Annotated in this window: 20 protein-coding genes and 1 other annotated feature; of the genes, 19 read left to right on the top strand and 1 reads right to left on the bottom strand. The window is 40.6% G+C overall.

Going from position 1 to position 21,928, the window contains the following annotated elements; translation table 11 throughout:
* The first annotated feature begins 2 nt into the window (after positions 1-2).
* Together KUA57_RS01070 and deoD are read left to right on the top strand one after the other, a co-directional pair.
* Positions 3-1,286, top strand: a complete 1,284-nt coding sequence (locus KUA57_RS01070; RefSeq protein WP_061864121.1) for a chloride channel protein — start codon at positions 3-5, stop codon at positions 1,284-1,286.
* A gap of 418 nt (positions 1,287-1,704) precedes the next feature.
* Entirely contained in the window at positions 1,705-2,415 is a 711-nt protein-coding gene (gene deoD, locus KUA57_RS01065; protein WP_000022097.1) for a purine-nucleoside phosphorylase, read from the top strand.
* 32 nt (positions 2,416-2,447) lie between these two features.
* On the opposite strand, the gene pavA is transcribed toward deoD, so the two are convergent.
* Entirely contained in the window at positions 2,448-4,103 is a 1,656-nt protein-coding gene (gene pavA / locus KUA57_RS01060; RefSeq protein ID WP_218493505.1) for an Rqc2 family fibronectin-binding protein PavA, read from the bottom strand.
* A 104-nt stretch (positions 4,104-4,207) separates the two neighbouring features.
* Here pavA and ybeY point away from each other — a divergent pair, with 104 nt between their 5' ends.
* The 17 genes from ybeY (at position 4,208) to ppc (ending at position 21,516) form a co-directional block, all read left to right on the top strand.
* Positions 4,208-4,705 carry an rRNA maturation RNase YbeY gene (gene ybeY, locus KUA57_RS01055; RefSeq protein ID WP_218493504.1) on the top strand — a complete coding sequence of 166 codons (498 nt, stop codon included), beginning with the start codon at positions 4,208-4,210 and terminating at the stop codon, positions 4,703-4,705.
* The gene (locus KUA57_RS01050; RefSeq protein WP_000378166.1) at positions 4,686-5,081 is read left to right on the top strand and encodes a diacylglycerol kinase family protein; all 396 of its coding nucleotides are present in this window, start codon (positions 4,686-4,688) and stop codon (positions 5,079-5,081) included. Before ybeY ends, KUA57_RS01050 begins: the two co-directional genes overlap by 20 nt.
* 16 nt (positions 5,082-5,097) lie before the next feature.
* Entirely contained in the window at positions 5,098-5,997 is a 900-nt protein-coding gene (era, locus tag KUA57_RS01045) for a GTPase Era (RefSeq protein ID WP_218493503.1), read from the top strand.
* Positions 5,998-6,045: 48 nt separating this feature from the next.
* Positions 6,046-6,870 carry a DNA-formamidopyrimidine glycosylase gene (gene mutM / locus KUA57_RS01040; RefSeq protein ID WP_218493502.1) on the top strand — a complete coding sequence of 275 codons (825 nt, stop codon included), beginning with the start codon at positions 6,046-6,048 and terminating at the stop codon, positions 6,868-6,870.
* Positions 6,870-7,475 (top strand): dephospho-CoA kinase, encoded by a 606-nt coding sequence (gene coaE, locus KUA57_RS01035; RefSeq protein ID WP_218493501.1) that lies wholly within the window; start codon positions 6,870-6,872, stop codon positions 7,473-7,475. The genes mutM and coaE overlap by 1 nt, the downstream gene beginning before the upstream one ends.
* Complete coding sequence (pmrA, locus tag KUA57_RS01030; protein WP_125447126.1) at positions 7,462-8,661, top strand: multidrug efflux MFS transporter PmrA; 1,200 nt, start codon at positions 7,462-7,464, stop codon at positions 8,659-8,661. The genes coaE and pmrA overlap by 14 nt, the downstream gene beginning before the upstream one ends.
* Complete coding sequence (gene rpmG, locus KUA57_RS01025; protein WP_001809104.1) at positions 8,661-8,810, top strand: 50S ribosomal protein L33; 150 nt, start codon at positions 8,661-8,663, stop codon at positions 8,808-8,810. The genes pmrA and rpmG overlap by 1 nt, the downstream gene beginning before the upstream one ends.
* A 39-nt stretch (positions 8,811-8,849) precedes the next feature.
* The gene (gene secG / locus KUA57_RS01020) at positions 8,850-9,083 is read left to right on the top strand and encodes a preprotein translocase subunit SecG (protein ID WP_000282517.1); all 234 of its coding nucleotides are present in this window, start codon (positions 8,850-8,852) and stop codon (positions 9,081-9,083) included.
* Between the two features lie 100 nt (positions 9,084-9,183).
* Positions 9,184-11,538, top strand: a complete 2,355-nt coding sequence (gene rnr / locus KUA57_RS01015) for a ribonuclease R (protein ID WP_218493500.1) — start codon at positions 9,184-9,186, stop codon at positions 11,536-11,538.
* Positions 11,501-11,968, top strand: a complete 468-nt coding sequence (gene smpB / locus KUA57_RS01010; RefSeq protein ID WP_218493499.1) for an SsrA-binding protein SmpB — start codon at positions 11,501-11,503, stop codon at positions 11,966-11,968. The genes rnr and smpB overlap by 38 nt, the downstream gene beginning before the upstream one ends.
* Before the next feature lie 14 nt (positions 11,969-11,982).
* Positions 11,983-12,843, top strand: a complete 861-nt coding sequence (tehB, locus tag KUA57_RS01005; RefSeq protein WP_218493498.1) for an SAM-dependent methyltransferase TehB — start codon at positions 11,983-11,985, stop codon at positions 12,841-12,843.
* A 73-nt stretch (positions 12,844-12,916) separates the two neighbouring features.
* Entirely contained in the window at positions 12,917-13,870 is a 954-nt protein-coding gene (locus KUA57_RS01000; protein ID WP_125447132.1) for a competence protein CoiA, read from the top strand.
* A gap of 18 nt (positions 13,871-13,888) precedes the next feature.
* Positions 13,889-15,691 carry an oligoendopeptidase F gene (pepF, locus tag KUA57_RS00995; RefSeq protein ID WP_218493497.1) on the top strand — a complete coding sequence of 601 codons (1,803 nt, stop codon included), beginning with the start codon at positions 13,889-13,891 and terminating at the stop codon, positions 15,689-15,691.
* Position 15,692: 1 nt separating this feature from the next.
* The gene (locus KUA57_RS00990) at positions 15,693-16,406 is read left to right on the top strand and encodes an O-methyltransferase (RefSeq protein ID WP_029689930.1); all 714 of its coding nucleotides are present in this window, start codon (positions 15,693-15,695) and stop codon (positions 16,404-16,406) included.
* Between the two features lie 66 nt (positions 16,407-16,472).
* Complete coding sequence (gene prsA, locus KUA57_RS00985) at positions 16,473-17,411, top strand: peptidylprolyl isomerase PrsA (protein WP_218493496.1); 939 nt, start codon at positions 16,473-16,475, stop codon at positions 17,409-17,411.
* A 160-nt stretch (positions 17,412-17,571) separates the two neighbouring features.
* Positions 17,572-18,795, top strand: coding sequence for a cell division peptidoglycan polymerase FtsW (gene ftsW / locus KUA57_RS00980; protein ID WP_203180642.1), 1,224 nt, complete (start codon positions 17,572-17,574; stop codon positions 18,793-18,795).
* 24 nt (positions 18,796-18,819) lie between these two features.
* Complete coding sequence (ppc, locus tag KUA57_RS00975) at positions 18,820-21,516, top strand: phosphoenolpyruvate carboxylase (protein ID WP_218493495.1); 2,697 nt, start codon at positions 18,820-18,822, stop codon at positions 21,514-21,516.
* A gap of 96 nt (positions 21,517-21,612) precedes the next feature.
* Positions 21,613-21,830 (top strand) — a binding site (T-box leader).
* Positions 21,831-21,928: the final 98 nt, after the last annotated feature.

The following is a 21,928-nucleotide window of genomic DNA, read 5'->3' as shown; positions in this document are numbered from 1 at the left end:
TCATGTTAATAGAATTGAGGAGTATTTTTCGAAAAATCCCTTATAATTTTAGATTATTTATAGCAGTAATTCTGCAAGGAATAGTTTCGGGTTTATCTGGTATATTTCTCCACTATCTTTTGGAGATGGTGGAGGAGCAAGCTTTTGATCAGTCAGAGCATCATAGTGGATTTTTGACAGATGGAGTTTCCTCCTCACGGATAGGACTAAGTTTAATAATCGTGGGTCTTGGCTCATCCTTGGTTTGGTATTTCTTGCAAAAAGGGTCGAAGATTTTTTCCATCAAAGATCAGATGAAGGATGAGACTTCACAATACAAACTTCATTTTTTAAGACAGCTATTTCATTCAATTTGGCAGATCATTGCAGTTGGAGGGGGAGCATCTATTGGTAAAGAAGCTGCGCCACGAGAGATTGGAACTCTATTTGCAGGACCAATTGGAAAAATATGTTCTCTCTCTAAGAAGGATCAAATCTTTCTCCTTGCTTGTGGTGCTGGTGCTGGTTTAGCGGCTGTTTATCAGGTTCCATTAACAAGTGTCTTCTTTGTTTTTGAAACCCTAGGAATCGCTCTATCTATTAAACGATTTGTCTTAGTCGGTTTGACTACCTATGTCTCAACCTATATAGCAGGCTGGGTTATTTCAGATCAGGCTCTCTACCAGATTCCAGCCATCATTTGGTCATTAAAGGAAATATGGATTATTCCCTTATTACTTCTTTTCTTAACCCCACTAGCTTGGCTTTTTGGTCGTTTGAGCAAAGAAGTGTCTTCAAACAGAATAAAAGATAAACGAATACTTCTCACATTGCCTACAGCTTTTCTTTTTCTTGCTGGGTTGGCAAGTTATTTTCCACATCTACTTGGAAATGGACGTATGATGGCTCAGGAAGTATTGAATGGTAGCAATGGCAAAACAGTACTCCTTTTATTTATCTTAAAAGCATTAGCTGTTCTTATTATTCTGTGGGCAGGGGCCTATGGTGGTAACCTTACGCCATCTTTTGCCTTGGGGATGGCTGGAGCTGGTGTTTTGTGCATGATTCTAGGTTTGGGTAGCCAGTCAACCATTTTGCTTTTGGGATCGGTTTGTTTTTTGTCTGTGACCTTGAGGGCGCCCATTTCTGCAACCGGATTAGTTATAGGTTTCACTGGGCTAGGTATAGATTCTCTTCCGTATCTCTTAGTAACAGCTGTTTTAGCCTATGAATTTGCAAAAATGTTAGACCACTTTCCTTGTGCTAGCATACTGTGTCAGAAGTCAAATAATAAAGTAATTAGGTAGGAAATGCCCATTTCTTCTAGTCAATGATTTGATTTAAAAGATTAAAAAAACTCTCAATTTATTTATAACTGTTTTAAATAAAAATGAAGTAGGCTTATCGGAGTCATGATTGAATACGATTTTTCCTAGCTATGAAATATAAAAATAAAAAAAGAAAGGTAGAGCGCGTGTTCTAATTTGAACACGAGCGGAAAACTTTTCTAAAAACTCAGAAGAGAAGGGTAGTTCGGGTTTGAATTGGACTCGGGCTGTTCGCCTCTATGTTATCAAAATTAAGAAAGAAAGGATGGGTAAACCGTATTCGCTGAACTGAATACGGGCGGAGAACTGTGTAAAAAAGATAAACTTCCTAGCATTATCTATGCTACGTCAGTTTCCTATTTTCACTTTGTTCTCTGTCGCCCTTTATATCTTAACTATGTCTATCCATATTGCTGCTCAGCAGGGTGAAATTGCTGATAAAATTCTTCTTCCTGGAGATCCTCTTCGTGCTAAGTTTATTGCGGAGAATTTCCTTGAAGATGCTGTTTGTTTTAATGAAGTTCGTAACATGTTTGGTTACACTGGTACTTACAAGGGTCACCGTGTATCTGTCATGGGAACTGGGATGGGAATGCCATCTATTTCGATTTATGCGCGTGAGTTGATTGTTGACTATGGCGTGAAAAAACTGATCCGTGTGGGAACTGCAGGTTCTTTGAATGAAGATGTTCATGTTCGTGAATTGGTTTTGGCGCAGGCAGCTGCAACCAACTCAAACATTGTCCGTAATGACTGGCCACAGTACGATTTCCCACAAATCGCTAGCTTTGATTTGCTGGACAAGGCCTACCATATCGCTAAAGAACTTGGTATGACAACCCACGTTGGGAACGTTTTGTCATCTGATGTCTTTTACTCAAACTACTTTGAAAAGAATATCGAGCTTGGTAAATGGGGAGTCAAGGCTGTGGAAATGGAAGCAGCAGCCCTTTACTATCTGGCGGCCCAACACCATGTTGACGCGCTTGCCATCATGACTATTTCTGATAGTTTGGTCAATCCAGATGAAGACACGACTGCAGAAGAACGCCAAAATACCTTCACTGATATGATGAAGGTTGGATTGGAAACCTTAATTGCAGAGTAAAATGTAAAAGAAAATCCTGATTTCAAGTGAAATCAGGATTTTTTCATGGATGCGATTTTTTCTGGGTCTGGTGTGACACGGAGGGTCTTTTGTCCCGTGTAAGTTACAAAGCCTGGTTTGCCACCAGTTGGTTTGTTGAGTTTTTTGACTTCAATCATATCCACCTGGACCAGATTTGAAAGGCGACCTTGAGAGAAGTAGGCTGCAAGTTCTGCTGCGTCTGTCTTGACTTCATCAGATGGGTCTAGGTTGCCTGAGATGACAACGTGGCTTCCAGGAATGTCCTTGGCATGGAACCAAAGTTCCTCCTTGCGTGCCATTTTAAAGGTTAGCTCCTCATTTTGCAGGTTATTGCGTCCGACATAGATGATGGTTTTGCCATCGCTCGCCATATACTGTTCTGGTTTTTTGCGTTTCTGAATTTTCTCTCGCTGTCTTCTGCGGATAAAACCTGTTTGGATCAATTCTTCACGGATTTCAGCGATTTCTTCCAGCCCAGCTTGGTTGAGAACAGTTTCCACACTTTCCAGATAGAGAATGGTTGCCTTGGTTTCCTCAATCAGATCAGTCAAGTATTTGACAGCTTCTTTTAATTTCTGATAACGTTTAAAGTAGCGTTGAGCGTTCTGGTTGGGAGTCAAGGCCTTATCAAGCGCAATCGTGATAGGTTGGTTGGTGTAGTAGTTGTCTAGGATAACCTGGTCTTGGTCGTTAGGCACTTGATGGAGGAAGGTTGTTAGCAATTCCCCTTTTTGGCGAAATTCTTCAGCATTGTCTGTCGCCAGTAACTCTTTTTCTTGTTTTTTCAGCTTATGGCGATTTTTCTGCAGTTCATTTTCAACACGGCGAATGAGTTCACTGGCTTGTTGTTTGACACGGTCGCGCTCAGCCTTATCCTTATAGTAGGTGTCCAACAAATCAGAAAGATTTGCAAAAGGCTCTCCCACTTGATTTGCAAAAGGAACTGGACTGAAGGAAGTCTCAGTCAAGCATGGTTTGGTTTCTTGATTGAAAAAGTTTCGGAAAGTGGAAAGTTTTTCACTAACCAGTATCCTTTCCAATTCATTTGCCGTATCGCGTCCCAGACCTTGAAAGAGGCTTTGAAGATTTTTAGCTGTCGTTTCCTGTGTTTGCAGGATTTCAAAGAGTTTCTCATCCTTGATTGTAAAAGGATTGAGAGATTCCGTACTTGGCGGAGCGATATAGGTAGACCCAGGAAGCAAGGTACGGTAGCTATTTTGTGAAAAGCCGACGTGTTTAATGACTTCGAGGATTTTGTGGCTTCTTTTATCAACCAGTAGAATATTACTGTGTTTGCCCATGATTTCGATAATCAAGGTAGCCTGAATATGGTCCCCAATCTCGTTTTTATTGGAAACTGTCATTTCCACAATACGGTCATTTTCCACTTGCTCAATCGATTCAATCAGGGCACCCTGCAAATATTTTCTCAAAACCATGATAAAGGTGGAAGGTTGGGCTGGATTTTCAAAAGTCGTTTGGGTCAGCTGAATGCGTCCAAAAACAGGATGGGCAGAAAGGAGCAGGCGATGACTTTGGCGATTGCTACGGATTTGCAAGACCAACTCTTGTTCAAAAGGTTGATTGATTTTCTGAATGCGACCATTCACTAATTCTCTTCGCAATTCCTCAACCATGTGGTGTAAAAAAAATCCGTCAAATGACATCGTTCTCTCCTTGTGATTGTATTCCATAGTATTATATCAAAAAGGTAGAATAAAATCATGGAAATGTGGTATAATAAAGCCAAGTAAAGAGAAACGAGAAGCACATGTATATTGAAATGGTAGATGAAACTGGTCAAGTTTCAAAAGAAATGTTGCAACAAACCCAAGAGATTTTGGAATTTGCAGCCCAAAAATTAGGAAAAGAAGACAAGGAGATGGCAGTTACCTTTGTGACCAATGAGCGTAGTCATGAACTCAATCTGGAGTATCGTGACACAGACCGTCCGACAGATGTTATCAGCCTTGAATATAAGCCAGAGTTGGAAATTGCCTTTGACGAAGAGGATTTACTTGAAAATCCAGAATTGGCAGCGATGATGTCTGAGTTTGATGCCTATATTGGGGAACTGTTCATCTCTATCGATAAGGCTCATGAGCAGGCCGAGGAATACGGCCACAGCTTTGAGCGTGAGATGGGCTTCTTGGCAGTGCACGGCTTTTTACATATTAACGGCTATGATCACTACACTCCGGAAGAAGAAGCGGAGATGTTCGGTTTACAAGAAGAAATTTTGACAGCCTATGGACTCACAAGACAATAAACGAAAATGGAAAAATCGTGACCTGATATCTAGTTTAGAATTTGCCCTCACAGGAATTTTTACTGCTATCAAAGAAGAACGCAATATGCGAAAACATGCAGTGACGGCTCTTGTAGTCATTCTTGCAGGTTTTGTTTTTCAGGTGTCACGAATCGAATGGCTCTTTCTCCTATTGAGCATTTTCTTGGTAGTAGCTTTTGAAATTATCAATTCTGCTATTGAAAATGTGGTGGATTTGGCCAGTCACTATCACTTTTCCATGCTGGCTAAAAATGCCAAGGATATGGCGGCTGGAGCGGTATTAGTGGTCTCTCTTTTCGCAGCCTTAACAGGCGCATTGATTTTTCTCCCACGAATATGGGATTTATTATTTTAAACAGTAAGAGGAAATTATGACTTTTAAATCAGGCTTTGTAGCCATTTTAGGACGTCCCAACGTTGGGAAGTCAACCTTTTTAAACCACGTCATGGGACAAAAGATTGCCATCATGAGTGACAAGGCGCAGACAACGCGCAATAAAATCATGGGAATTTACACGACTGATAAGGAACAAATCGTCTTTATCGATACACCAGGAATTCACAAGCCTAAAACAGCCCTTGGAGATTTCATGGTAGAATCTGCCTATAGCACCCTTCGTGAAGTGGATACCGTTCTTTTCATGGTACCTGCGGATGAAGCGCGTGGTAAGGGGGACGATATGATTATCGAGCGTCTTAAGGCTGCCAAGGTTCCTGTGATTTTGGTGGTGAACAAGATCGATAAGGTTCACCCAGACCAGCTTTTGTCTCAGATTGATGATTTCCGAAATCAGATGGACTTTAAGGAAATCGTTCCAATCTCAGCTCTTCAAGGGAATAACGTCTCTCGTCTTGTGGATATTTTGAGTGAAAATCTAGATGAAGGTGTCCAATATTTCCCGTCTGATCAAATCACAGACCATCCAGAACGATTCTTGGTTTCAGAAATGGTTCGCGAGAAAGTCTTGCACCTAACTCGTGAAGAGATTCCGCATTCTGTCGCAGTAGTTGTGGATTCAATGAAACGAGACGAAGAGACAGACAAGGTTCACATCCGTGCAACCATCATGGTCGAGCGTGATAGTCAAAAAGGGATTATCATCGGTAAAGGTGGCGCTATGCTTAAGAAAATCGGTAGCATGGCCCGTCGTGATATCGAACTTATGCTAGGAGACAAGGTCTTCCTAGAAACATGGGTCAAGGTCAAGAAAAACTGGCGCGATAAAAAGCTAGATTTGGCTGACTTTGGCTATAATGAAAAAGAATACTAAGTAGAGGTGGGCTCATGCCTGCTTCTTGTTTTTACAGAAGGAGGACTTATGCCTGAATTACCTGAGGTTGAAACCGTTCGACGTGGATTGGAAAAATTGATTATAGGAAAGAAGATTTCGAGTATAGAAATTCGCTATCCCAAGACGATTAAGACGGATTTGGACGAGTTTCAAAAGGAAGTGCCTGGTCAGATTATTGAGTCAATGGAACGTCGGGGAAAATATTTGCTTTTTTACCTGACAGACAAGGTCTTGATTTCCCATTTGCGGATGGAGGGCAAGTATTTTTACTATCCAGACCAAGTACCTGAACGCAAGCATGCCCATGTTTTCTTTCAGTTTGAAGATGGTGGCACACTTGTTTATGAGGATGTTCGCAAGTTTGGTACTATGGAACTCTTGGTGCCGGACCTTTTAGACGCCTACTTTATTTCTAAAAAATTAGGTCCTGAACCAAGCGAACAAGACTTTGATTTACATGTCTTTCAAGCTGCCCTATCCAAGTCTAAAAAACCTATCAAATCCCATCTCCTAGACCAGACTTTGGTAGCTGGACTTGGCAATATCTATGTGGATGAGGTTCTTTGGCGAGCTCAGGTTCATCCAGCTAGACCTTCCCAGACTTTGACAGCAGAAGAAGCGACTGCCATTCATGACCAGACCATTGCTGTATTGGGACAGGCTGTTGAAAAAGGTGGTTCCACCATCCGAACTTATACCAATGCCTTTGGGGAAGATGGAACCATGCAGAATTTTCATCAAGTCTATGACAAGGCTGGTCAAGAATGTGTACGCTGTGGCACCATCATTGAGAAAATCCAACTAGGTGGACGAGGCACCCATTTTTGTCCTCAGTGCCAAAGGAGGAATTGATGGGAAAAATCATTGGAATCACTGGGGGAATTGCCTCTGGTAAGTCAACCGTGACAAATTTTCTAAGAAAGCAAGGCTTTCAAGTAGTTGATGCCGACGCAGTCGTCCACCAACTACAGAAACCTGGTGGTCGTCTGTTTGAGGCTCTAGTCCAGCACTTTGGGCAAGAAATCATCCTTGAAAACGGAGAACTTAATCGCCCTATCCTAGCTAGTCTTATCTTTTCAAATCCTGAAGAACAGGAATGGTCTAAGCGAATCCAAGGAAAGATTATCCGTGAGGAGCTAGCTACGTTGAGAGACCAGTTGGCTCAGACAGAAGATATTTTCTTCATGGATATTCCCCTGCTTTTTGAGCAGGACTACGTCTCTTGGTTTGATGAGACTTGGTTGGTCTATGTGGACCGAGACGTCCAAGTAGAACGCTTAATGAATAGGGACCAGTTGTCCAAAGATGAAGCTGAGTCTCGTCTGGCAGCCCAGTGGCCTTTAGAAAAAAAGAAAGATTTGGCCAGCCATGTTTTAAACAACAATGGAAATCAAGACCAGCTTCTTACTCAGGTATTCTCCCTGCTTGAGGGAGGTAGGCAAGATGACAGAGATTAACTGGAAGGATAATCTGCGCATTGCCTGGTTTGGTAATTTTCTGACTGGAGCCAGTATTTCTTTGGTTGTGCCTTTTATGCCCATCTTCGTGGAAAATCTGGGTGTAGGGAGTGAGCAAGCTGCTTTTTATGCAGGTTTAGCTATTTCTGTCTCTGCCATTTCTGCGGCACTTTTCTCTCCTATCTGGGGCATCCTTGCTGACAAATACGGTCGAAAAACCATGATGATTCGGGCTGGGATGGCCATGACCATTACTATGGGAGGCTTGGCTTTTGTCACCAATATCTATTGGTTAATCTTTCTTCGTTTATTAAATGGTGTATTTGCAGGTTTTGTTCCCAATGCAACGGCCTTGATAGCCAGTCAGGTTCCCAAGGAGAAATCAGGCTCTGCCTTAGGTACTTTGTCTACTGGCGTAGTTGCAGGCACTCTAACTGGTCCCTTTATTGGTGGCTTTATCGCAGAATTATTTGGTATTCGTACTGTCTTTTTACTGGTTGGTAGTTTTCTATTTTTAGCCGCTGTTTTGACTATTTGCTTTATCAAGGAAGATTTTAAACCAGTAGCCAAGGAAAAGGTTATTCCAACAAAGGAATTGTTTACATCAGTTAAATATCCCTATCTCTTGGTCAACCTCTTTCTGACCAGTTTTGTTATCCAATTTTCAGCCCAATCAATCGGTCCTATCTTAGCTCTGTATGTACGCGACTTAGGCCAGACAGAGAATCTTCTCTTTGTATCAGGTTTGATTGTATCCAGTATGGGCTTTTCCAGTATGATGAGTGCAGGAGTCATGGGAAAGCTAGGTGACAAGGTGGGCAACCATCGCCTCTTGGTTGTAGCCCAGTTTTATTCAATTATCATCTATCTCCTCTGTGCCAATGCCTCTAGCCCCCTTCAACTAGGACTTTATCGTTTCCTCTTTGGATTTGGAACAGGTGCCTTGATTCCCGGAGTTAATGCCCTTCTCAGCAAGATGACGCCCAAAGCTGGTATTTCGAGGGTCTTTGCCTTCAATCAGGTATTCTTTTATCTGGGAGGTGTCGTTGGTCCCATGGCAGGTTCTGCAGTAGCAGGTCAATTTGGCTACCATGCAGTCTTTTATGCAACAAGTCTTTGTGTTGCCTTTAGTTGTCTCTTTAACCTGCTTCAATTTCGAACATTATTAAAAGTAAAGGAAATCTAGTGCGAGTAAAAATTAATCTCAAATGCTCCTCTTGTGGCAGTATCAATTACCTAACCAGTAAAAATTCAAAAACTCATCCAGACAAGATTGAGGTTTTAAAGTATTGTCCCAAGGAAAGAAAAGTAACCCTACATCTTGAATCTAAGTAGATTTTATGGTAAAATAATAGGGATTTTAAGGAGTTTGATATGTATAACCTATTATTAACCATTTTATTAGTATTATCTGTTGTGATTGTGATTGCGATTTTCATGCAACCAACTAAAAACCAATCCAGCAATGTATTTGATGCCAGCTCAGGTGATTTGTTTGAACGCAGTAAAGCACGCGGTTTTGAAGCTGTAATGCAGCGTTTGACAGGGATTTTAGTCTTTTTCTGGCTAGCCATTGCCTTAGCATTGACGGTATTATCAAGTAGATAAGAAAATAATGGGCAGGACTAGGTCTTTGCCTCTTTTTATTTTTAAAAGATATGTTAGAAGGTTTTACAGTAAAAGAAAATAAAAAATCTAGAAAGAAAATATGAAAGATAGAATAAAAGAATATTTACAAGACAAGGGAAGGGTGACTGTCAATGACTTGGCTCAGGCTTTGGGAAAAGACGGCTCCAAGGATTTTCGTGAGTTGATTAAAACCTTGTCCCTAATGGAAAGAAAGCACCAGATTCGCTTTGAAGAAGATGGCAGTCTGACCTTGGAAGCCAAGAAAAAACATGAGATTACCCTCAAAGGGATTTTTCATGCCCATAAAAATGGCTTTGGTTTTGTCAGCCTAGAAGGCGAGGAGGACGACCTTTTTGTAGGAAAAAACGATGTTAACTACGCTATTGATGGTGATACCGTAGAGGTCGTGATTAAGAAAGTAGCTGACCGCAATAAGGGAACAGCAGCAGAAGCAAAAATCATTGATATCTTAGAACACAGTCTGACAACTGTTGTTGGACAAATTGTTCTGGATCAGGAAAAACCTAAGTATGCGGGCTACATCCGTTCGAAAAATCAGAAAATCAGCCAACCCATCTATGTTAAGAAACCAGCCCTTAAACTTGAGGGAACCGAAGTTCTCAAGGTCTTTATCGATAAATACCCAAGTAAGAAACATGATTTCTTTGTCGCGAGTGTTCTCGATGTGGTGGGGCATTCAACGGATGTCGGAATTGATGTTCTTGAGGTCCTGGAATCAATGGACATTGTATCCGAGTTTCCAGAAGCTGTTGTCAAGGAAGCAGAAAGTGTGCCTGATGCTCCGTCTCAAAAGGATATGGAAGGTCGTCTGGATCTAAGAGATGAGATTACCTTTACCATTGATGGTGCTGACGCCAAGGACTTGGACGATGCGGTGCATATCAAGGCCTTGAAAAATGGCAATCTGGAACTCGGAGTTCACATTGCAGATGTTTCCTACTATGTGACTGAGGGTTCTGCCCTTGATAAGGAAGCCCTTAACCGCGCGACTTCTGTCTATGTAACAGACCGAGTGGTTCCAATGCTTCCAGAACGACTGTCAAATGGCATCTGTTCCCTCAATCCTCAAGTTGACCGTCTAACCCAGTCAGCTATCATGGAGATTGATAAACATGGTCATGTAGTCAACTACAACATCACACAAACGGTTATCAAGACCAGTTTTCGTATGACCTATAGCGATGTCAATGATATCCTAGCAGGTGACGAGGAGAAGAGACAAGAATATCAGAAAATTGTTCCAAGTATCGAACTTATGGCTAAGCTCCATGAAACTCTAGAAAACATGCGTGTGAAACGTGGAGCTCTTAATTTTGATACCAACGAAGCGAAGATTTTAGTGGATAAACAGGGTAAGCCTGTTGATATCGTCCTTCGTCAGCGTGGCATTGCCGAGCGTATGATTGAGTCCTTCATGTTGATAGCCAACGAAACAGTTGCCGAGCATTTTAGCAAGCTGGATCTACCTTTCATTTATCGAATTCACGAGGAACCTAAGGCTGAAAAAGTTCAGAAGTTTATTGATTATGCTTCGAGCTTTGGCTTGCGCATTTATGGGACTGCCAGTGAGATTAGCCAAGAGACCCTCCAAGACATCATGCGTGCTGTTGAGGGAGAACCTTATGCAGATGTATTGTCCATGATGCTTCTCCGTTCCATGCAACAGGCCCGCTATTCGGAGCACAATCACGGCCATTATGGATTAGCGGCTGACTATTATACTCACTTTACTAGTCCGATTCGTCGTTATCCAGACCTTCTTGTTCACCGTATGATTCGGGATTACGGCCGTTCTAAAGAAATAGCCGAGCATTTTGAACAAGTGATTCCAGAGATTGCGACCCAGTCTTCCAACCGTGAGCGTCGTGCTATCGAGGCTGAGCGTGAAGTCGAAGCCATGAAAAAGGCTGAGTATATGGAAGAATACGTGGGCGAAGAGTACGATGCGGTTGTGTCTAGCATCGTTAAATTCGGTCTCTTTGTTGAATTGCCGAATACAGTTGAGGGCTTGATTCATATTACAAATCTACCTGAATTTTACCATTTCAACGAACGTGATTTGACTCTTCGTGGGGAGAAATCAGGAACAACTTTCCGTGTCGGACAGCAGATTCGCATTCGCGTTGAAAGAGCTGATAAGATGACAGGTGAAATTGACTTCTCTTACATCCCAAGTGGATTTGATGTGATTGAAAAAGGCTTGAAACAAGCTGGTCGCAAAGACAGAGGGCGTGGTTCAAATCGTCGTTCAGAGAAGAAGGAAGACAAGAGAAAATCAGGACGCTCAAATGATAAACGTAAGCATTCACAAAAAGACAAGAAGAAAAAAGGAAAGAAACCTTTTTATAAGGAAGTAGCTAAGAAAGGAGCCAAACATGGCAAAGGGCGAGGGAAAGGTCGTCGCACAAAATAAAAAGGCGCGTCACGACTATACAATAGTAGATACGCTAGAGGCAGGGATGGTCCTGACTGGAACTGAAATCAAGAGTATGCGAGCAGCTCGAATCAATCTCAAGGATGGCTTTGCCCAAGTAAAAAATGGAGAAGTCTGGTTGAGCAATGTTCATATCGCTCCTTACGAAGAGGGCAATATCTGGAACCAGGAACCAGAACGTCGTCGCAAACTCCTGCTCCATAAGAAGCAAATCCAAAAGTTGGAACAAGAGACTAAAGGGACAGGAATGACTCTGGTTCCCCTTAAAGTCTATATCAAAGATGGCTATGCCAAGCTTCTTTTAGGACTTGCCAAAGGGAAGCATGACTATGACAAACGGGAGTCTATCAAACGTCGTGAGCAGAATCGCGATATTGCGCGCGTGATGAAAGCTGTTAATCAGCGATAAAAAGAGGAATGAAGATGGAAAAACTAGTTGCCTATAAACGCATGCCTTTGTGGAATAAACAAACTATGCCTGAAGCTGTTCAGCAAAAGCACAATACCAAGGTTGGGACTTGGGGCAAGATTACTGTCTTGAAGGGAGCTCTCAAGTTTATTGAGTTAGCAGAAGATGATGAGGTTCTAGCTGAACACATCTTTGAAGCAGGAGCCGACAATCCCATGGCACAACCTCAAGCCTGGCACCGAGTGGAGGCTGTAACAGACGATGTAGAATGGTATTTGGAATTTTATTGTAAACCTGAGGATTATTTCCCTAAGAAATACAATACCAATCCTGTTCATTCAGAGGTCCTAGAGGCAATGCAGACAGTAAAACCAGGGAAAGCCTTGGATTTAGGCTGTGGTCAGGGCCGTAACTCTCTCTTTCTTGCACAGAATGGTTTTGATGTGACAGCTGTAGATCAAAATGAATTGGCCCTTGAAATTTTGCAAAGCATTGTGGAGCAAGAAGATTTGGACATGCCTGTTGGTCTCTACGATATCAATTCAGCCAGCATTGGGCAAGAGTATGATTTCATCGTTTCGACAGTTGTTTTGATGTTTTTGCAAGCAGACCGCATTCCTGCAATTATCAAAAATATGCAGGAGAAAACTACTGTTGATGGCTACAATCTTATCGTTTGTGCCATGGACACCGAAGATTATCCTTGCTCAGTGAACTTCCCATTTACTTTTAAGGAAGGAGAACTAGCGGACTATTACAAGGACTGGGAATTGGTTAAGTACAATGAAAATCCAGGTCATTTGCACCGTCGTGACGAAAATGGCAATCGTATTCAACTACGGTTTGCGACCATGCTAGCTAAAAAAATCAAATAAGTATGAATGAAGATTAGGAAATTTCCTGATCTTTTTTCTTTTTTTACGAATAATATAGAAAAGGAGGGAAATCATGTTTGTTGCGAGAGATGCTCGGGGAGAATTGGTAAATGTGTTAGAGGATAAACTTGAGAAGCAAGCATACACCTGCCCAGCTTGTGGAGGTCGGCTCCGTTTGCGTCAAGGACCAAGTGTCCGGACCCATTTTGCCCACAAAACCTTAAAAGACTGTGATTTTTCCTCTGAAAATGAAAGTCCAGAACACCTAGAAAATAAAAAATCACTTTATCACTGGTTGAAAAAAGATGCAGAGGTGCAATTAGAATACCCTCTTCCAGACCTTAAACAGATTGCGGATGTATTTGTAAATCGCAATCTAGCTCTAGAAGTCCAATGTAGTCCCTTGCCTCAAAAAGTTCTTAAAGAGCGTAGCGAGGGCTATCGTAGTCAGGGTTACCAAGTACTGTGGTTGCTGGGAGAAAAACTTTGGCTCAAAGAGCGGTTGACTCGTCTGCAAGAAGGTTTTCTCTATTTCAGTCAAAACATGGGCTTTTATGTTTGGGAGATAGACAGTGAAAAACAAGTTTTAAGACTCAAATACCTGATTCACCAAGATCTCCGAGGTAAACTCCATTATCAAATTAAGAAATTTCCCTATGGACAAGATAGTCTACTGGAGATATTACGGTGTCCCTATAAGAAACAAAAAATATCTCATTTTACAGTTTCTGAGGATAAGGACATCTGTCGCTATATTCGGCAACAACTCTATTATCAAAATCCTATTTGGATGAAAGAACAAGCAGAAGCCTATCAAAAGGGGGAAAATCTCCTGACTTATGGACTAAAAGAATGGTATCCACAAATAAGACCACTAGTAGGTAATTTTTGCCAAATTGAGAAGGACTTGACCAGATATTATCAGTATTTTCAAATCTATTACCAAGAAAATCCTCAAAATGATTGGCAAAAGCTTTATCCACCAGCCTTTTATCAGCAATATTTCTTGAAAAATATGGTAGAATAGAAAAGATGGAGGAATCTAATGGTATTACAAAGAAATGAAATAAATGAAAAAGATACATGGGATCTATCAACGATTTACCCAACTGACCAGGCTTGGGAAGAAGCCTTAAAAGATTTAACAGAACAATTGGAGAAAGTAGCCCAGTATGAAGGTCATCTCCTGGATAGTGCGGATAGCCTACTCGAAATTACTGAATTTTCTCTTGAAATGGAACGCCAAATGGAGAAGCTTTACGTTTATGCTCATATGAAGAATGACCAAGACACACGTGAAGCTAAGTATCAAGAGTATTACGCCAAGGCCATGACTCTCTACAGCCAGCTAGACCAAGCCTTTTCATTCTATGAACCTGAATTTATGGAAATCAGTGAAAAGCAGTATGCTGACTTTTTAGAAGCTCAACCAAAATTGCAGGTTTATCAACACTATTTTGACAAGCTTTTGCAAGGCAAGGAACACGTTCTTTCACAACGTGAAGAAGAATTATTAGCTGGAGCTGGGGAAATCTTTGGTTCGGCAAGTGAAACCTTTGCTATTTTAGATAATGCAGATATCGTCTTTCCATTTGTTAAAGATGAAGATGGTAACGAAGTACAATTATCACATGGCGTTTATATGCATTTAATGGAATCTAAAAATCGTGAGGTGCGCCGTGGTGCCTATCAAGCCCTTTATGCGACTTATGAGCAATTCCAACATACCTATGCCAAAACCTTGCAAACCAATGTTAAGGTGCAAAACTACCGTGCCAAGGTTCGCAACTACAAGAGTGCGCGTCATGCAGCCCTAGCGGCCAATTTTGTTCCAGAAAGTGTTTATGACAATTTGGTAGTAGCAGTTCGCAAGCATCTGCCACTCTTGCATCGTTACCTTGAACTTCGTTCAAAAATCTTGGGGATTTCAGACCTCAAGATGTATGATGTTTACACTCCGCTTTCGTCTGTCGAATATAGTTTTACCTACCAAGAAGCCTTGAAAAAAGCAGAAGAAGCCTTGGCAGTCTTGGGTGAGGATTACTTGAGCCGTGTTAAACGTGCCTTCAGCGAGCGTTGGATTGATGTTTACGAAAACCAAGGCAAGCGTTCAGGGGCCTATTCTGGTGGTTCTTACGATACCAATGCCTTTATGCTCCTAAACTGGCAGGACAATCTAGACAATCTCTTTACTCTTGTTCATGAAACAGGTCACAGTATGCATTCCAGCTATACTCGTGAAACGCAGCCTTATGTTTACGGAGATTATTCTATCTTCTTAGCTGAGATTGCATCAACTACCAATGAAAATATCTTGACGGAGAAATTATTGGAAGAAGTGGAAGACGACGCAACGCGCTTTGCGATTCTCAATAACTTCCTAGATGGTTTCCGTGGAACAGTTTTCCGCCAAACTCAATTCGCTGAGTTTGAACACGCGATTCATCAAGCAGACCAAAATGGTGAAGTCTTGACAAGCGATTTCCTAAATAAACTCTACGCAGACTTGAACCAAGAGTATTATGGTTTGAGTAAGGAAGATAATCCTGAAATCCAATACGAGTGGGCTCGAATTCCACACTTCTACTATAACTATTATGTATACCAATATTCAACTGGCTTTGCAGCAGCTTCAGCCTTGGCTGAAAAGATTGTACATGGTAGTCAAGAAGACCGTGACCGCTATATCGACTATCTCAAGGCAGGTAAGTCTGACTATCCACTTAATGTCATGAGAAAAGCTGGTGTTGATATGGAGAAGGAAGACTATCTCAACGATGCCTTTGCAGTCTTTGAACGTCGTTTGAATGAGTTTGAAGCCCTTGTTGAAAAATTGGGATTGGCATAAGATGGTTGAATCATATAGTAAGAATGCCAACCATAACATGCGTCGTCCTGTTGTCAAAGAAGAAATTGTGGACTTGATGCGCCAGCGTCAAAAGCAAGTCACAGGTTCCCTGAAAGAATTGGAAGACTTTGCTCGCAAGGAAAATATTCCTATTATTCCCCATGAAACGGTTGCTTATTTCCGTTTTCTCATGGAGACCATGCAACCTAAAAACATTCTGGAAATTGGGACGGCTATCGGTTTTTCAGCCCTTTTGATGGCAGAACATGCACCGAATGCAAAGATTACAACCATTGATCGCAATCCAGAAATGATTGGTTTTGCCAAGGAAAATTTTGCTCAATTTGACAGTCGCAAGCAAATTACGCTCCTAGAAGGAGATGCGGTAGATGTCTTATCTACCTTGACAGAGTCCTATGATTTCGTCTTTATGGATTCAGCCAAGTCTAAATACATCGTCTTTCTGCCAGAAATCCTCAAACATTTGGACGTTGGAGGCGTGGTTGTCTTGGATGATATTTTCCAAGGTGGTGATGTTGCCAAGGATATTATGGAAGTCCGTCGTGGCCAGCGAACTATTTATCGAGGCCTTCAAAGATTATTTGATGCAACCTTAGACAATCCAGGACTCACTGCAACATTAGTACCTCTGGGGGACGGTATTCTCATGCTTCGTAAAAATGTAGCAGATGTTCAATTGCCTGACAGCGAATAATTTTCAGAAAAATTTAAGAAAATATAGTAAAATAGATAGGGTAACACTTATCTCAAAGGAGTAGACATGAAGAAAAAACTATTGGCAGGTGCCATTACACTATTATCAGTAGCAACTTTAGCAGCTTGTTCCAAAGGTTCAGAAGGGGCAGACCTTATCAGCATGAAAGGAGATGTCATCACAGAACATCAATTTTATGAGCAAGTGAAAAGCAATCCTTCAGCCCAACAAGTCTTGTTGAACTTGACTATTCAAAAAGTATTTGAGAAGCAATATGGATCAGAAGTAGATGACAAAGAAATCGATGATATCATTTCTGGAGAAGAAAAACAATATGGTGAGAATTACCAACGTGTCTTATCACAATCAGGTATGACTCTTGAAACACGTAAAGCACAAATTCGTACAAGTAAATTAGTTGAATTTGCAGTTAAAAAGGCTGCAGAAGCTGAATTAACTGATGAAGCGTATAAGAAAGCATTTGAGAGCTATACTCCGGACGTAACTGCTCAAATTATCCGTCTTGATAATGAGGATAAAGCGAAAGAAGTCCTCGAAAAAGCTAAGGCAAGTGGCGCAGATTTCGCTCAATTAGCTAAAGATAATTCAACAGATGAGAAAACCAAAGCTAACGGTGGTGAAATTACTTTTGATTCAGCTTCAACAGAGGTACCAGATCAAGTTAAGAAAGCAGCTTTTGCCTTGGATGTTAATGGCATTTCTGATGTCATTACAGCTACTGGTACTCAAGCATACAGCAGTCAGTATTACATTGTAAAACTCATTAAGAAAACAGAAAAGTCATCTAATATCGATGACTACAAAGAAAAATTGAAAACTGTTATCTTGACTCAAAAACAAAATGATGCATCATTTGTTCAAAGTATTGTCGGAAAAGAATTGCAAGCAGCCAACATCAAGGTTAAAGACCAAGCCTTCCAAAATATCTTTACTCAATACATCGGTGGTGGCGATTCAAGCTCAAGCAGTTCTTCAAAAGAATAAAACAGAAAAGAGCCAAGTGCTCTTTTTCTTATGAGAAAATCTTCTATCTTGAGGGTAAGAGTTTTTTTCTTTCGGAAAAAATGGTATAATAGCAATCAAAACTAGAAAATAAACGGAATTTGGGAATAATTTCTTTTGTTCTCATTAGATTGGTGATACTATGAAGATTAGTAAGAGGCACCTGTTAAACTATTCTATTCTAGTTCCTTACTTGCTTTTATCTATTTTGGGCTTGATTGTAGTTTATTCTACAACCAGTGCCATTCTTATCGAAGAAGGTAAAAGTGCCCTCCAATTGGTTCGAAGTCAGGGAATGTTTTGGATACTTAGTTTAATATTGATTGCCTTGATATATAAGCTGAAATTGAATTTTTTAAGAAAAGAACGACTCTTATTTATTGTTATGTTTGTTGAGCTGATTCTTTTGGCTCTGGCTCGCTTAATTGGTACGCCAGTCAATGGAGCCTATGGTTGGATTTCAGTAGGACCGTTGACCATTCAGCCAGCTGAGTATTTGAAGATTATCATCGTCTGGTACTTGGCCCAACGTTTTTCAAAACAACAGGATGAAATTGGGATTTACGATTTTCAAGTTTTAACTCAAAATCAATGGATTCCTCGTGCTTTTAATGATTGGCGCTTCGTCCTACTAGTAATGATAGGAAGTTTAGCTATTTTCCCAGATTTGGGGAATGCTACCATCCTAGTTCTTGTCGCCTTGATTATGTATACAGTTAGTGGAATTGCTCATCGTTGGTTTATAGTCTTTATCGGTGTATTATTTGGAGTTTCAGCCCTATCCTTATCAGCTATCTCTATGATCGGGGTTGATAAGTTTTCAAAAGTTCCAGTATTTGGTTACGTTGCTAAGCGTTTCAGTGCCTACTTTAATCCCTTTGCCGATTTGGCAGGGTCAGGCCACCAACTTGCAAATTCCTACTTTGCCATGGTAAATGGTGGGTGGTTTGGTCTAGGCTTAGGAAATTCAATAGAAAAACGTGGTTATTTACCAGAGGCACATACAGACTTTGTATTTTCAATTGTTATTGAAGAGTTTGGATTTGTGGGAGCCAGCTTGATTTTAGCACTTGTCTTTTTCCTGATTTTACGAATTATCCTAGTCGGTATTCGTGCTAAGAATCCCTTTAATTCTATGATGGCGATTGGGGTTGGGGGGATGATGCTGGTACAGGTATTTGTCAATATCGGTGGAATTTCTGGCATTATTCCTTCGACAGGAGTAACCTTCCCCTTCTTATCACAAGGAGGGAACAGTCTCCTAGTCTTGTCTGTAGCCATCGCCTTTGTCTTAAATATTGATGCAAGTGAAAAACGTGCCCAATTATATGAGGAGTTAGAAGCTCACTCATCAAACTATATGTAGAGTTGATAGTGGAAAGGATGACCTATGTCTCTTCAAAAATTAGAAAACTATAGTAATAAAGCTGTCGTGCAAGAAGAAGTATTGATTTTAACAGAATTGTTAGAAGATATCACTAAAAATATGCTTGCCCCAGAGACTTTTGAAAAAATCATGCAGTTGAAGGAATTGTCAACTCAAGAAGATTATCAAGGTTTGAACCAATTAGTTACTAGTCTGACAAATGATGAAATGGCTTATATTTCACGCTATTTCTCTATCTTGCCTCTTTTGATTAATATTTCTGAAGACGTGGATTTAGCCTATGAAATCAACCATCAAAATAATATCGATCAAGATTATCTTGGGAAATTATCAGCAACGATCAAAATGGTTGCGGAAAAAGAAAACGCGGTTGAAATTCTAGAACACTTGAATGTTGTCCCTGTTTTGACAGCCCATCCAACACAAGTGCAACGTAAGAGTATGTTGGATTTGACTAACCATATCCATACCCTCTTGCGTAAGTACCGTGATGTGAAATTAGGTTTGATTAATAAGGAAAAATGGCATAATGATCTCCGTCGTTACATTGAAATTATCATGCAGACAGATATGATTCGTGAAAAGAAATTGAAAGTAACCAATGAAATCACGAATGTAATGGAATACTACAATAGCTCATTCTTGAAGGCAGTTCCTCATCTGACTGCTGAGTACAAGCGTCTAGCTAAAAAACATGGACTGGAGTTGAAACATCCTAAACCAATTACCATGGGAATGTGGATTGGTGGAGACCGTGATGGGAATCCTTTTGTTACAGCAGATACCTTGAAACAATCTGCTATGACTCAGTGTGAAGTCATCATGAACTACTATGATGAAAAGATTTACCAACTTTATCGTGAATTCTCTCTCTCAACCAGTATTGTCAATGTGAGCAAGCAAGTCAGAGAAATGGCTCGTCAGTCTAAGGATAACTCGATTTATCGTGAAAAAGAGCTTTACCGTCGTGCCTTGTTTGATATTCAATCAAAAATCCAAGCAACAAAAACCTATCTGATTGAGGATAAGGAAGTTGGGGCTCGCTATGAAACAGCTAATGATTTTTATAAGGATTTAATTACCATTCGTGATTCCCTCTTGGAAAACAAGGGTGAAGCACTGATTTCTGGTGATTTTGTTGAGTTAATTCAGGCAGTTGAAATTTTTGGTTTCTATTTGGCATCTATTGACATGCGTCAAGATTCTAGTGTTCATGAAGCCTGTGTAGCTGAACTCTTGAAATCAGCAGGTATTCATTCTCATTATAGCGAACTAAGTGAAGAAGAAAAATGCCAGCTTCTCTTGAAAGAATTGGAAGAAGATCCACGTATTCTTTCTGCCACTCATGTTGAAAAATCAGAGTTACTTGAAAAAGAATTAGAAATCTTTAAGGCTGCTCGTAAGTTGAAAGATAAGTTGGGAGATGATGTCATTCGTCAGACAATCATTTCACATGCAACCAGCGTATCAGACATGTTGGAATTGGCTATCTTGCTAAAAGAAGTAGGGTTAGTTGATAAAGAAAGAGCCCGTGTCCAAATCGTTCCTCTCTTTGAGACAATTGAGGACTTGGATCACTCAGAAGAAACTATGAGAGAATACCTTTCTCTTCCTCTTGCTAAGAAATGGATTGCTTCGCGCAATAATTACCAAGAAATCATGCTTGGCTACTCTGATAGTAATAAAGATGGTGGTTACCTTTCATCATGTTGGACTCTCTACAAGGCTCAACAACAACTGACTGCCATTGGAGATGAATTTGGTGTTAAGGTTACCTTCTTCCATGGTCGTGGTGGAACTGTCGGTCGTGGTGGTGGACCAACCTATGAAGCTATCACATCTCAACCGCTTAAGTCTATCAAGGACCGTATCCGCTTGACAGAGCAGGGGGAAGTAATTGGGAATAAATACGGTAACAAAGATGCTGCCTATTATAACCTTGAAATGTTAGTATCTGCAGCCATTAACCGTATGATTACTCAGAAGAAGAGCGATACCAATACATCCAATCGTTATGAAGCTATTATGGACCAAGTGGTGGACTGCAGTTACGATATCTACCGTGATTTGGTCTTTGGCAATGACCATTTCTATGATTATTTCTTTGAGTCAAGTCCAATCAAGGCTATTTCAAGCTTTAATATCGGTTCACGTCCAGCTGCTCGTAAGACGATTACTGAAATCGGTGGTTTACGCGCTATCCCTTGGGTATTCTCATGGTCGCAAAGCCGTGTCATGTTCCCTGGCTGGTATGGAGTTGGTTCAAGCTTCAAAGAATTTATTGATAAGAATCCAGAAAATATCGCTATCCTACGAGATATGTACCAAAATTGGCCTTTCTTCCAGTCACTTCTTTCAAATGTTGACATGGTCTTGTCAAAATCAAATATGAATATTGCTTTTGAATATGCCAAACTTTGTGAAGATGATCAAGTAAAAGCGATTTATGAGACTATTCTAAATGAATGGCAAGTTACCAAGGAAGTCATCTTGGCTATCGAAGGTTACGATGAACTCTTGGCTGAAAATCCATATCTAAAAGCAAGTTTGGATTACCGTATGCCTTACTTTAATATTCTCAACTATATCCAGTTGGAGTTGATTAAACGTCAACGTCGTGGAGAATTATCAAGCGATCAAGAAAAATTAATCCATACAACCATCAACGGAATTGCGACAGGATTGCGTAATTCAGGCTGATACCTATCAAACTTCCTCTTTTCTATAGGGGAAGTTTTTGAATAGTTCAAAAAAATGCTAAAAGAGTCTTGACAAGTATTTGAAAAATGATATAATTTAACCATTCAGAAAAGTAATCATATAAACTTTTTAGAGAGTCTGTGGTAGCTGAAAACAGATAAGTGGTGATGATGAAGATTGGGCTGAATGTTATTTAGAATTTGAAATCATAAAAATTCGGTGAGCACACCTTACAGTGCATCTCGTTATTGCGAGACAGAGTGATAGGGAAATTCCCTATAATTGAGGTGGTACCGCGCATCGACGTCCTCACACAAGTTTTTTGTGTGAGGACTTTTTTGATGGAGGTTAGTATGGAAAGAAAACGATGGCGTCGCTTGTTTAGATAAGTGAAGTATTTTAAAGGAATTAA

It is taken from the genome of Streptococcus vulneris (assembly GCF_019218685.1).
Classification (GTDB): domain Bacteria; phylum Bacillota; class Bacilli; order Lactobacillales; family Streptococcaceae; genus Streptococcus; species Streptococcus vulneris.
This window is presented reverse-complemented; position numbering and strand designations above follow the sequence as displayed.

Excerpts from the sequence above, each read along its gene's own strand:
- prsA (WP_218493496.1), top strand. The coding sequence starts at position 16,473 with ATGAAGAAAAAACTATTGGCAGGTGCCATTACACTATTATCAGTAGCA.
- mutM (WP_218493502.1), top strand. The coding sequence starts at position 6,046 with ATGCCTGAATTACCTGAGGTTGAAACCGTTCGACGTGGATTGGAAAAA.
- smpB (WP_218493499.1), top strand. The coding sequence starts at position 11,501 with ATGGCAAAGGGCGAGGGAAAGGTCGTCGCACAAAATAAAAAGGCGCGT.
- pmrA (WP_125447126.1), top strand. The coding sequence starts at position 7,462 with ATGACAGAGATTAACTGGAAGGATAATCTGCGCATTGCCTGGTTTGGT.
- KUA57_RS01050 (WP_000378166.1), top strand. The coding sequence starts at position 4,686 with ATGGACTCACAAGACAATAAACGAAAATGGAAAAATCGTGACCTGATA.
- KUA57_RS01000 (WP_125447132.1), top strand. The coding sequence starts at position 12,917 with ATGTTTGTTGCGAGAGATGCTCGGGGAGAATTGGTAAATGTGTTAGAG.
- ybeY (WP_218493504.1), top strand. The coding sequence starts at position 4,208 with ATGTATATTGAAATGGTAGATGAAACTGGTCAAGTTTCAAAAGAAATG.
- ppc (WP_218493495.1), top strand. The coding sequence starts at position 18,820 with ATGTCTCTTCAAAAATTAGAAAACTATAGTAATAAAGCTGTCGTGCAA.
- rnr (WP_218493500.1), top strand. The coding sequence starts at position 9,184 with ATGAAAGATAGAATAAAAGAATATTTACAAGACAAGGGAAGGGTGACT.
- KUA57_RS00990 (WP_029689930.1), top strand. The coding sequence starts at position 15,693 with ATGGTTGAATCATATAGTAAGAATGCCAACCATAACATGCGTCGTCCT.
- secG (WP_000282517.1), top strand. The coding sequence starts at position 8,850 with ATGTATAACCTATTATTAACCATTTTATTAGTATTATCTGTTGTGATT.
- era (WP_218493503.1), top strand. The coding sequence starts at position 5,098 with ATGACTTTTAAATCAGGCTTTGTAGCCATTTTAGGACGTCCCAACGTT.
- pepF (WP_218493497.1), top strand. The coding sequence starts at position 13,889 with ATGGTATTACAAAGAAATGAAATAAATGAAAAAGATACATGGGATCTA.
- deoD (WP_000022097.1), top strand. The coding sequence starts at position 1,705 with ATGTCTATCCATATTGCTGCTCAGCAGGGTGAAATTGCTGATAAAATT.
- pavA (WP_218493505.1), bottom strand. The coding sequence starts at position 4,103 with ATGTCATTTGACGGATTTTTTTTACACCACATGGTTGAGGAATTGCGA.
- KUA57_RS01070 (WP_061864121.1), top strand. The coding sequence starts at position 3 with ATGTTAATAGAATTGAGGAGTATTTTTCGAAAAATCCCTTATAATTTT.
- tehB (WP_218493498.1), top strand. The coding sequence starts at position 11,983 with ATGGAAAAACTAGTTGCCTATAAACGCATGCCTTTGTGGAATAAACAA.
- ftsW (WP_203180642.1), top strand. The coding sequence starts at position 17,572 with ATGAAGATTAGTAAGAGGCACCTGTTAAACTATTCTATTCTAGTTCCT.
- coaE (WP_218493501.1), top strand. The coding sequence starts at position 6,870 with ATGGGAAAAATCATTGGAATCACTGGGGGAATTGCCTCTGGTAAGTCA.